At 37.2% G+C, this 11,461-nt stretch carries 10 protein-coding genes and 1 pseudogene; 3 read left to right on the top strand and 8 right to left on the bottom strand.

All coding sequences use genetic code 11. The features are described from left to right. Positions 1-450 (bottom strand): hypothetical protein (locus H346_RS10270; protein WP_027970346.1); only part of this gene is annotated, 450 nt, incomplete at its 3' end. A 201-nt stretch (positions 451-651) separates the two neighbouring features. Between H346_RS10270 and H346_RS0106355 the strand changes: the two genes are divergently transcribed. Continuing rightward, positions 652-1,305 carry a redox-sensing transcriptional repressor Rex gene (locus H346_RS0106355; protein WP_027970345.1) on the top strand — a complete coding sequence of 218 codons (654 nt, stop codon included), beginning with the start codon at positions 652-654 and terminating at the stop codon, positions 1,303-1,305. A 111-nt stretch (positions 1,306-1,416) separates the two neighbouring features. Here the strand turns inward: H346_RS0106355 and radC are convergent, their stop codons facing one another. From radC to H346_RS0106310, 7 genes and pseudogenes are all read right to left on the bottom strand, one after another. Next, complete coding sequence (gene radC / locus H346_RS0106350) at positions 1,417-2,097, bottom strand: RadC family protein (RefSeq protein ID WP_027970344.1); 681 nt, start codon at positions 2,095-2,097, stop codon at positions 1,417-1,419. A 54-nt stretch (positions 2,098-2,151) separates the two neighbouring features. Beyond that, complete coding sequence (locus H346_RS0106345; protein ID WP_027970343.1) at positions 2,152-3,270, bottom strand: AI-2E family transporter; 1,119 nt, start codon at positions 3,268-3,270, stop codon at positions 2,152-2,154. A 151-nt stretch (positions 3,271-3,421) separates the two neighbouring features. Continuing rightward, positions 3,422-4,861 carry a 6-phospho-beta-glucosidase gene (locus tag H346_RS0106335; RefSeq protein ID WP_027970342.1) on the bottom strand — a complete coding sequence of 480 codons (1,440 nt, stop codon included), beginning with the start codon at positions 4,859-4,861 and terminating at the stop codon, positions 3,422-3,424. Between the two features lie 149 nt (positions 4,862-5,010). Further along, a pseudogene (locus tag H346_RS09830) lies at positions 5,011-5,613 on the bottom strand (histidine phosphatase family protein). Positions 5,614-5,636: 23 nt separating this feature from the next. Next, positions 5,637-6,236: a histidine phosphatase family protein gene (locus H346_RS0106320; RefSeq protein WP_027970341.1), complete on the bottom strand. Its 600-nt coding sequence runs from the start codon at positions 6,234-6,236 to the stop codon at positions 5,637-5,639. A 19-nt stretch (positions 6,237-6,255) separates the two neighbouring features. Further along, positions 6,256-7,725, bottom strand: coding sequence for a glycoside hydrolase family 1 protein (locus H346_RS0106315; RefSeq protein WP_027970340.1), 1,470 nt, complete (start codon positions 7,723-7,725; stop codon positions 6,256-6,258). 155 nt (positions 7,726-7,880) lie between these two features. Next, complete coding sequence (locus tag H346_RS0106310; protein WP_027970339.1) at positions 7,881-8,705, bottom strand: Cof-type HAD-IIB family hydrolase; 825 nt, start codon at positions 8,703-8,705, stop codon at positions 7,881-7,883. A gap of 206 nt (positions 8,706-8,911) precedes the next feature. On the opposite strand from H346_RS0106310, the gene H346_RS0106305 reads away from it, so the two are divergent. Together H346_RS0106305 and lepA are read left to right on the top strand one after the other, a co-directional pair. Next, positions 8,912-9,553, top strand: coding sequence for a TetR/AcrR family transcriptional regulator (locus H346_RS0106305; RefSeq protein ID WP_027970338.1), 642 nt, complete (start codon positions 8,912-8,914; stop codon positions 9,551-9,553). A gap of 12 nt (positions 9,554-9,565) precedes the next feature. Continuing rightward, a complete protein-coding gene (gene lepA / locus H346_RS0106300; protein WP_027970337.1) occupies positions 9,566-11,350 on the top strand; it encodes a translation elongation factor 4 in 1,785 nt (594 codons plus the stop codon). The last annotated feature ends 111 nt before the right edge of the window (positions 11,351-11,461 follow it).

The following is an 11,461-nucleotide window of genomic DNA, read 5'->3' as shown; positions in this document are numbered from 1 at the left end:
ATGCTTAGAAGCGTTATAACCAATGTCCGCCAGTCCTTCAAAAATACGGGCTCTATGATTGCGGACAGGTTGACAAAGTAGCAGAGGAAAACTGTCGATGATGACTACTGTATCAGGAGATATGTGAGCATTCATTGCTTGTCTGATGGCTTGGACTAGCCAAATTAATTGTCTTGCTCGTCGATTAAAGCGACTTCTTTCAAGAAGATGACCGCAAGGAAAGAGTTGACAGATACGATAAAAATGCCGTTGAGACTTAATTCCTAATTCAGCTTGCAAGAGCAGTAAGACTAGTAGAGATTCGTCTGAGACCTTGGACAAGCTAACGTTACGACGGTGTTTTAAGCCTTCTGGACAATACTCACGATACAGCTGATGGCAAATTTTTGATAATTGCTTCAAATTCCATTGTAAGTGATGGGATTTAGCGGTATACTGTAAGTGGCTCATTTGGACTACCTCCTGTTTGTTTGGTCACTTACAGTATAGTCCTTTTGGGCTTTTTATTGTATTTTGAGATTAACTAGCACCACGAGTATCAACCATTTTTTCTTTTTTACACTTCAAAACAAATCAAAATGTTGCATTTTTCACAATCTTTTTGTTACAATAGATGAAGATCAACTAACGAAAAATATAAGGAGTTAACAAGTGGTTATTGATAAATCTATTCCAAAAGCGACTGCAAAGCGCTTATCGCTCTATTACCGTATTTTTAAACGTTTTCATGCTGACCAAGTTGAAAAAGCCAGTTCCAAGCAAATTGCAGATGCCATGGGTATTGATTCCGCAACTGTGCGCCGTGATTTTTCGTATTTCGGAGAATTAGGTCGTCGCGGATTTGGCTATAATGTCACTAAATTAGTGAACTTTTTCGCAGACTTACTTAATGACCACTCCACAACAAACGTTATTCTGGTAGGTTGTGGAAATATTGGTCGTGCTTTATTGCACTACCGCTTCCATGATCGTAATAAAATGCAAATCGCAATGGGCTTTGATATTGATGATAATCCTCTTGTTGGTACAAAAACAACTGACAATATTCCCATCTATGGTATTTCGACCATCAAAGAACGCTTGGCAAACACAGATATTGAGACAGCTATTTTAACCGTCCCAAGTATTCATGCTCAAGAGGTTTCAGAGCAATTGATTGATGCAGGAATTAAAGGCATTTTAAGTTTCGCTCCTGTCCATCTGCAAGTTCCCAAGGGAGTTATTGTACAATCCGTTGATTTGACTAGTGAATTACAAACCTTACTTTATTTTATGACCCAAAATCACCTAAATCACCTCGACTAAAAAGCCATGCTACAGTTTAAGAGTTATCTTAAACTGTAATGATAGCCAAACTTTCTTTGAAGAACATCAAAAAAGTTTAAAACTGTTCACTTTAATTAACCTATTTCTAGCTTAGAAAAGATCGGATTTTTCTCGAAAGCTAAAATAATTTTTCTTACCAACGATGATGTGATCTAGGCAGATAATGCCTAAGTCTTCGCATGATCGTTTTATTTTTTCTGTAAAACAATAGTCATTGGGGCTTGGATCTGTAGTTCCAGAAGGATGATTATGAACAACAATTAAACTGGTTGCCATGTTTTTACAAGCATAATATAAAATTTCTCTAGGCTCTGCTATCGACCGTCTAACTGTGCCGATAAAGATCGTTTTTTCCTCAATAACATGATTTTGACTATCTAAATAAATGACAACTAAATGCTCTTGCTTTTTATCACCTAGAGTTGCTATCATTTTTTCAGCAACTTGAACACTAGATAAGATTCTATCTGTTAGAGTTTGCTCTATTGCTTGAATACGGGCTGCTAGCTCAATCATAGCCTTTATTTCGATTGCTTTAACCTTTCCAATACCTGTCAACGTTTGCAATTCTTGTAATGACATTTTCTTGAGATCAGCCAGGCTATCCATATGGGATAAGAGATAAGATGATAGTTCTAAAACGTGTTTGTCCCTATTTCCTGTTCGTAATAAAATCGCCAGTAATTCCTGATTACTCAAAGACTCTGCTCCCATTCGCATAAGTCGTTCTCTGGGCATTAATTTAACATCGTCACATTTGATGGAATACATCTGACTACCTCCACCTATTTATTCGATAAAAAAATAAGTTTCCAGTAAAGAAACCTATTTTTTTTTGAAGTTTTGTTTTTTGTGAATATTATCCTTAATCATCTGATAAAAAGTTGCCGCTAAGGGAACCGAAATAATCATCCCCACAATTCCTCTCAAGGAGGCACCAATTGTAATTGCCATCAATACCCACATAGCTGGCAATCCAATGGAGCCCCCAACAACTCTTGGATAAATAAAATTTCCTTCAATTTGCTGTAAAATCATTAAAAAGATCAGAAAGACAATCGCTTGAGACATGGATTGGGTCATAATCAGGATAAAACCGATGACCATACCAATTGAAGCACCAATAACTGGAATAAGGGCTGTAAAGGCAACTAAGATGCCAATCGTTCCTGCAAATGGTAACTGCAAAAGAAACATTCCAGTAGCCGTGAGCGAGCCTAAAATGACTGCTTCTAAGGTTTGGCTAACAAAGAAACCATGAAAACGGTGGTGTAACAACGCAACAACATAATGGATATGTTGAGCATATTTACCAGTATAAGTATCGACTAGTGTATTGCCTTGATGACAAAGACTTTCCTTATTAGCAAGAACATACAAAGAGAAAACAAAGCTAATGAACAAATTGATAATAGCTGATGCAACTGCTGTTACTGATGTCAAAATATTCGTCAAGACCCCAATAAATTGTTTTAATAATTGCTGACTATAACTGGTAATTGTAGCTGTTAGTTTCGCATCCCCGCCAATATATTTAACAGTACGCGCTAATAATTTATTATGTTCAAGACTATTAATCATTTCTTTGATAGTTGTCGTATCAAACTTAGTAAGAGTGCTGATACTAGCAATTAGATCTGGAATCACAATAGAAATAATCCAAATAATCAAAATAAAAAAGGTAAAATAAGCCAATAGCAAACAGATGCCTCTTTTAGCCTTCAACATAATCGGCAAGTCCTTAAAAACATAGAGATAAACTTTTTCATAAGAACTCATCACAATATTAACAATATAAGCTCCTGCAGCTCCGTAAAGAAAGGGAAGGCTTGTTTTATAAACAGTTTCGACAATAGCTGTACCATTTTCCCAATTTGCTAAAATAGCATAACAAAGAACAAAAGCAAGGACTAGGTAGAAGACTTGTTTTTTTTCAAATTTCATGGTTACTCCTTTTTTTTATTATACACTAAAAATAGGAACAATGGTACATCTCTATAGCTGATTTATCAACTTCTGATCAAGAACATTTTTTGAATGACAGTTAAAAAGAAACTGCACAAATGACAGTCCCTTTTGATTCATTTTTTCTTCCTTAACCAAGGTCCGTTCCTTGACTAGCAATAACCTTTTTATACCAGTCAAAGGATTTTTTCTTGGAACGTTTCAGTGTTCCGTGACCATCATTGTCACGATCAACATAGATAAAACCATAACGTTTTTTCATTTCACCAGTGCCGGCTGATACTAAATCAATACAACCCCAAGTAGTGTAACCCCACAAGTCCACACCATCAATTATTATAGCATCATTCATCGCTTTGATGTGTTCACGTAAATAATCAATTCGATAATCATCTTCAACATAACCTTCTGCATCCGGTATATCGATAGCCCCCAGACCATTTTCAACAATAAAGAGGGGTTTTTGGTAACGATCCCAAATGGTATTTAACGTAATACGAAGCCCTAATGGGTCAATTTGCCAACCCCATTCAGAAGAATCAAGGTAGGGATTTTTAATGGAGGCAAAAATATTTCCCTGAGTTGTTTCATTAACTTTTGGATCACCTGATGCCACACGACTTGAATAGTAAGAGAAAGAAATAAAATCAACAGTATGTTCTTTCAACAATGCTAAATCCTCTTGTGTCATAACGATGTTAAGGTTTTCATGCTCAAATTTTTTAAGGGCATAGTTAGGATAATAACCTCTTGCTTGGACATCAATAAAGAAATAATTATCACGATCGCTTTGCATAGCCGCCCAATAATCTACTGGGTGGGCTGTGTTGGGATAATATTGACCAGCTGCCAACATACAACCAACCTTGTTGTTTGGGTCTACCTCATGGGCAATCTTTGTCGCAAGTGCTGAAGCTACTAATTCATGATGGGCTGCTTGATATTTAACTTGTTCTTGATTTTCCCCATCTTCAAAGTAAAGACCTGCTCCCATAAAAGGAGCATGTAAAATCATGTTAATTTCATTAAAAGTTAGCCAATAAGTAACCAAACCTTTATAACGGTTAAAAATAACGCGACAGAGATTTTCATAGAACGTAATTAATTGTCGATTACGCCAGCCTCCGTATTCCTTGATAAGGTGCATTGGACAGTCAAAATGGGTAATGGTAACTAAGGGCTCTATACCGTACTTCCGACATTCTTTGAAAACATCTTCATAAAAGGCAAGACCTGCTTCATTTGGCTGACTTTCATCTCCCTTTGGAAAAATTCGTGTCCAAGCAATGGACATACGATAAGTTTTAAATCCCATTTCAGCAAATAATGCGATATCTTCCTTATAATGGTGGTAAAAATCAATTGATTCTTTCGCAGGGTAAAAATAACCGTCTTTAAAGTCAAACATCTTTTTTTGACCAGCAATAATCGGAAAACGATCTTCTCCAATTGGTACCACATCAACATTGGCTAGACCGCGCCCATCTACATCATAAGCCCCTTCACATTGGTTAGCTGCTGTAGCACCACCCCAGAGGAAATCTTTTGGAAACTTAGCCTGTTTTGTCATTGTAACACTCCTTTATAAGCTATCTATTTGTAGTTTTTTCTCTACCACATGAGACTAAATCATTTTTTTGAAATCTCATTGTTGAAATCATCTCTAACTAATCATAATGCACTAACTTTTGTAAAAATGATTTGTTAAAGCATACTAAATTAAATTCGGATAAAAATATATTCTTTTGCCACTGGATTGTAAACTGACTCAACCTGCATTTTATGGCTGTCGTAAGACAATTTTAAAATAGCACAATTTGCCATCCCGTTTTCTAAAATTGGTGGATTTACAGTAGCATGACGATAAAATTGAGTAATGGCAGACCATGATTAACAAATAAGGACGCCTCATTTTCTGTTTCTTGGTCAAAAACTGTTTTAATGGTTTCTGCCATCCGAGTATAAACTTGACGATTTGATTCACCACCATACGCAACAAAATAATCACGATAACCTGAGCCATCTTCTTTAAATTTTCGGATTTAAGTATTCCTGATGTGCTTCAATAACACCAAAATTCCACTCTTTAAGACCTTTTAAACGACTATAATCAGTTCTTTCAGATACAATTTCTGCCATGTCACACGCTCTTTCCTGAGTAGAAGAATAGACTTGCTTGAAAGTGATGCCTTTTTCTTTAAAATAGGCTGCCGCTGCTTTAGCTTACATCATTCCAAGTTCAGTCAATGGAGAATCACAAGCCCCTTGTACTCTTCCTTGAGCATTAAAAAGGGTTTGTCCATGACGTATTAGGTAAAATATTTCATGATACTTCTTTTAAACTCCTAAAATGTATAAGTTTTAAAATCATCGGTTGGTTGAATGAGTTTTTTTAATATTAAAGATCCCTCTTCATAGTTAAACTCGCAAATAGCACAATTGGTAAAGAATATTCCTTGCGAAAATGAAATACCTAATTCCAAACACAATCCCCACATTGCAGCACCATGGCTAACCATTAACACTGTATCATCAGCAGCCTTGTCCAATTGAGATATCATTTCAGCTTTTACTCGTTTACCAACTGATTTAATATCCTCGCCACCATAAGGTACTAACAAATCTTCAAAAGAATTTGCCCCTTGCCTAAATTTAGGTAAAAGGTATTCTGGTTGCGCTTCAAAGGAACCAAAATCCATTTCCTTAAGTCCTTTTAACTGTTGAACTTCTTGATTATTTGTAACTAGCTTTGCTGTATCGGTAGCTCTTTCTTGTGTTGAAGAATAAACCCTGTCAAAAACAATCATTTCCTGTTCAAAATAAGATTTCGCGAGCAAGGCTTGTTCTACACCCAGTTTTGTTAACGGTGAATCACATGCTCCTTGAACCCTGCCCTGAGTATTAAAAAGGGTTTGTCCGTGACGCATTAGATAAAGTTTTACCATATCAAGTCCATTTCTATGATTATTTCAAAATATTAGCTGCCTGACTTGCAATCACTTCTTTATACCAATAGAAAGAATCTTTCCGAATACGGTCAAAACTTCCACGTCCTTGGTCGTCAGCGTCAACATAGACAAAACCGTAACGTTTTGACATTTCAGAAGTTGAAGCAGAAATCAAGTCGATACATCCCCACATAGTGTAACCCATTAAGACAACACCATCTTCGATAGCCTCATACATTTCTTGGATATGTTTTTCTAGGTAATCAATTCTATATTGATCATGTACACTACCATCTTCTTCAAGTTTATCAAGTGCACCTAACCCATTTTCAACGATAAATAGTGGGATCTGGTAACGGTCATACAGCTTATTTAACGTTACGCGTAAGCCAACAGGATCAATTTGCCAGCCCCAGTCTGATGCTTCCAAATAAGGATTTGCTTCCCCTAAAATGAGATTGCCAGCTAATTTTTGCTCATCCGTCTGATTTTTGGGACTGCGAATTACAGATGTCATATAATATGAAAAACTCATAAAATCAACAGTGTGCTTTTCAAGAATGTCTAAATCACCCTCAGCCACTTCCAGTGTGATATTATTTTCCTTAAAGAATCGGTTCATATAAGATGGGTATTTCCCACGAACTTGCACATCCGAAAAGAAAAGATTCTCGTGATCTTTATGAATTGCCTGCATCATATCATCAGGGTGACATGTTGCAGGATAGGTTTCCATACGTGCAAGCATCATCCCCACCTTATTTTCTGGATCAAGCTCATGTGCTAATTTTGTGACTAAGCTAGACGCTACAAATTGGTGATGTGCTGCTTGATACATTTCTTGAAGATTAAGTTTGCCATCTTCAAAAAGTAAACCACCTGATAAGTAGCCAGTGATTCCAAGAATATTAATTTCATTGAAAGTTAGCCAATACTTGACTTTGCCTTTGTAACGGTTAAAGACCGTTTTAGCATAGTGAACAAAAAAATCAATAACTTTCCGGTTTTTCCAACCGCCATATTCTGTCACCAAATAGATCGGAAATTCATAATGCGATAAGGTTACCAATGGCTCAATACCGTACTTATTAAGTTCATCAAAAACAGCATCATAAAATGCTAGACCTGCTTCATTTGGCTCTGTCTCATCCCCATTAGGGAAAATACGAGACCACGAAATGGACAGGCGGTAAGTTTTGAACCCCATTTCTGCCATGAGTGCAATGTCTTCTTTGTAACGGTGGTAAAAATCCGAACCCCAGCGTTTGGGATATAAGCCCTCTTTGTCATCTAAAGCTGCTTTTAGGCGTTCCAAAGTCATGGGTTTGATAAATTCTTCCCCCATTGTTTTCCGATCCTCAGGATTAACTGCACGTGCTGTGTCAGAAGTTGCCGGTCCACGACCATCAATATTCCATGCTCCTTCAACCTGATTAGCTGCTGTAGCGCCACCCCATAAAAAATTATTTGGAAATTTTTTTGTCATTTCATCTCCCCCCGTTTTTCATTACTATGATAATATTATCATTTATTAGAAGTGATTTCCTATGCCATCCTATTGTATTCTGATAGTATCCTATGATGACAGGTATTATCAAAAAAGCATAAGACTTCCTCACACCCTCTTATCTTCTGGTTTTGTTAGAAAGTTGACGTCAAAAATTGCTCCAAGACCTGCAAAACACCACCTTGACTGTGGTGAGGGGCTATAAAATGGGCAACTGATTTGACAGAGGCAGGAGCATTAGCCATTGCATAGGAAAAATGAGCCAATTCAAGCATTTCTATATCATTTTCACCGTCACCAAAAGCCATCAACTGGTCAGCTGTTACTTGATAAGCTTCCATTAATTTTTTCAAGCCCCATGCTTTGTGAATTCCTGTTTGAATAATGTCAACAGCCCCAAAACCACTGGTTACAGCTGTTAAATTACCAGAAAAATTCTGATTAAAAGTCGTAATAACTTCTTGACAGTCGTCAATTGGGAGCATCATCGAAATTTTTAGAATATTTTCTTCTTCAATACCTGTAAAATCATCAATCTCTTTCATTTTTAAAAAGAATTGCTCAAACTGCTCGGGATCAATGGCTGTAAATTTAGGTAAGCATGCATTTTTATGCAGATATGAAACTTCCTCAGTAGAAAGAATAACAGCGTAATCTACCAATTTATCCTTGAAATAATCTAAGAATAAAGCGACATCCTTTTTAGCCAGTTGGTGCCTTTGAAGTGTTTTTCCTGCCTCAACGATATGCGCTCCGTTTTCCGCAACGAATGACATCCTACCTGTTAAACCTTTAAAAATTAGATTAAGGCGATCCATATTATTGCCACTAGCTACTACAAAACGGATGTCCCTCTGATCAAGTTGATCTAAAAGCTTAAGGAACTTATCCCGATCATAAGTTCCCTTATCATTCAAAAAAGTACCATCCATATCCGTTGCGATTAGTTTAATGCTCATACCTCAACCTCACTTTCCTTAATTGATATTTATTATAAGGCATTTTATTTCAAAATACTTATAGGATGTTAGTAGAAAATGGTACTATGCTAGGTAAAATAGATTGGGTATCCGAAATCTTAAAATAATCATCCATGTTGACAACTACCATCTTTGGAGATATAATACTTTAAAAATGACTATCAGTCATTTTAGAGAGGAAAATGATGGTAAATATAAAATCTGATCAGGAAAAATCCATAATCGCCCATAAAATTGCTATTGCAGGAGAAACATTTTTCATCGAAAAAGGGTATATAGGAGTGAGTATGGATGCTGTTGCTAAGGCGGCAGGTGTTTCAAAAGGAACGCTTTTTAACTATTATGCCAACAAAGAAACTCTTTTCATGATGATTTTACTCAATGGCTATCAGAACTATTTTCAAGCCTTAAAAAGGCGCTTAAAAAGTTACAATGCTCTCACCCGCAAAGAAGTGATTGATTTACTTATCGCAGAGACGCAGTATTTATTAGAAGAGGAAACAACACTTATCAGACTAAATGCTCTTCGTTCACCTATATTAGAAGTCAAGGCAGATAAGGAAGAAACCTTACAAGGACGGCTGCTACTTGATCAAACGATTGAAGAAGTTGGAAGAGAAATGAACCGTCTTTATCCTCAATTGTCAGTCAGAGATGCCGCCCACTTCTTACTCATGCAAAATGCCATTCTTAGCGGGCTTTATAATATGTCTGGCTTATCCCACTTTAATCAAGAAATGCTTGATTTACCACTCACCACCTTTCAACTACACTTACAGACAGATAGCTTAATACTCGTAAAAACTTATTTAGAAAAATTGCTATAGAAAGAGAAGTAGATGATAGATACTATACGTAATTTCGCTATTATTGCTCATATTGACCACGGAAAATCCACCCTTGCTGACCGTATCATGGAAATGACAGAAACCGTCAGCCAGCGTGAAGCTAAAGATCAACTGCTAGACGACTTATCTGTGGAACAAGCCCATGGTGTTACCGTAAAATCAAGGACTGTTCGCAATTTTTACAAGGCTGATGATGGCAAAAGTTACTGTTACCACTTGATTGATACCCCAGGACATGTTGATTTTTCCTATGAAGTATCTAAAAGTTTAGCCGCTTGTGAAGGAGTTCTCTTGCTGGTTGACGCGACACAGGGCATCCAAGCTCAAACTTTAGCCAATTACCGTCTAGCCAAAGCAGCCAACTTGATCATTTTACCGGTTATTAATAAAATTGATAGCCCACAAGCGGATGTCAATAAGGTTACCCAACAACTCTTTGACCTAGATAAGACCTTTTCCAAGCCGCTTCTAATTTCAGCGAAAACAGGACAAGGCGTCCATGAAGTCTTGGAAGCTATTCATAAGATTATTCCTGCACCAATCGGAAATCCCAAGCAACCCTTGCAAGCTTTGGTGTTTGATTCATTTTACGACACTTACAAGGGAGTTATTGCTGAAATTCGTATCGTTTCAGGACAGTTAAGTAAAGGAGATAAGCTCTTTCTCATGCAAACTAAAGCTAATGCACTCTCAACTGAACTGGGCACCTTTTCTCCCAAAATGACTCCTGTATCAAAACTTTCTGCGGGTGAAGTCGGCTATGTCATCACCGGACTTAAAAATCCACAAGCTGTCAAGATTGGAGACACACTGACTTTAGCAAATCAGCCCACTCCCGAACCGTTATCTGGTTATCAGGAACCTCAGTCTATGGTCTTTGCTAGCTTTTACCCCAAAGATAAGGAAGATGCCAAGTTAAAGGCAGCCATTGAAAAACTCTCTCTTAATGACCCTTCCTTCCAATACCAAATAACCCAATCTGAAGCTATGGGAGTTGGTTTTCACTGTGGTTTCTTGGGAATGTTCCACTTGCAAATTATTCGTGAACGCTTATTAGAAGAATTTCATCTTGAAGTCTTAGCTACAGCACCCACAGTCATCTACCACATCACCCTTAAAAATGGCGAAAAAGTGGCTATTGATAATCCAACACATTTTCCTGATTTCTCGATCATTGATCGTGTGGAAGAACCCTATATGGCAGTTACTATCGCTACACCAAGTGAGAGTTTAGGGGCTCTCATGCAGTTGGCTGAGTACCATAAGGGCAACCTCATCACTATGGACAATCAGGCAGATATGCTTTTATTAAATTATGAGATGCCTTTGTCCAAGATTTCTTACGATTTCTTTGACAAACTGAAATCCTTATCACATGGTTACGCCAATCTAGAAACCAGCTTTTTGAATTACCAAGCAGCTGACGTGGTACGTATTGATGTCGCCATCAATTATGCTAAAGTTGATGCGTTGACTTTTATCCTCCACCGTGATGAGGCACCCAAAATGACCCAAGGACTGGTTCATAAGCTTAAAAACACCGTTCCTCGCAAACTCTATCCAATGCCAGCTCAAGCCATTGTTGAGGGGAAAGTACTTGCACGTGTGGATATTCCGCCTTTGCGTAAAAACGCAGCGGTCAACGGTGAAAAGCACAGTATTTCCAAAAAACAAGCCTTACTACGCAGACAAAATCTCAATAAGCGTCAAGCTGCGCTCAGTGATATTATCATTACCCAAGAAGTCTTGAATAGCGTACTTGAATTGAACTTATAAAGATGTTTTTAAATTTCCTCATTTAAGATCATTATTTATGACTCTGCCTACAACGAATGATTTGAACAAGTGTTTTTAAATTTATTCAAGATAGTCATCATGCTTAAACTG

The sequence above is a fragment of the Streptococcus castoreus DSM 17536 genome (assembly GCF_000425025.1).
Lineage (GTDB): Bacteria > Bacillota > Bacilli > Lactobacillales > Streptococcaceae > Streptococcus > Streptococcus castoreus.
The sequence above is the reverse complement of the archived record's forward strand: the minus strand, read 5'-3'. Positions and strand labels throughout refer to the sequence as shown.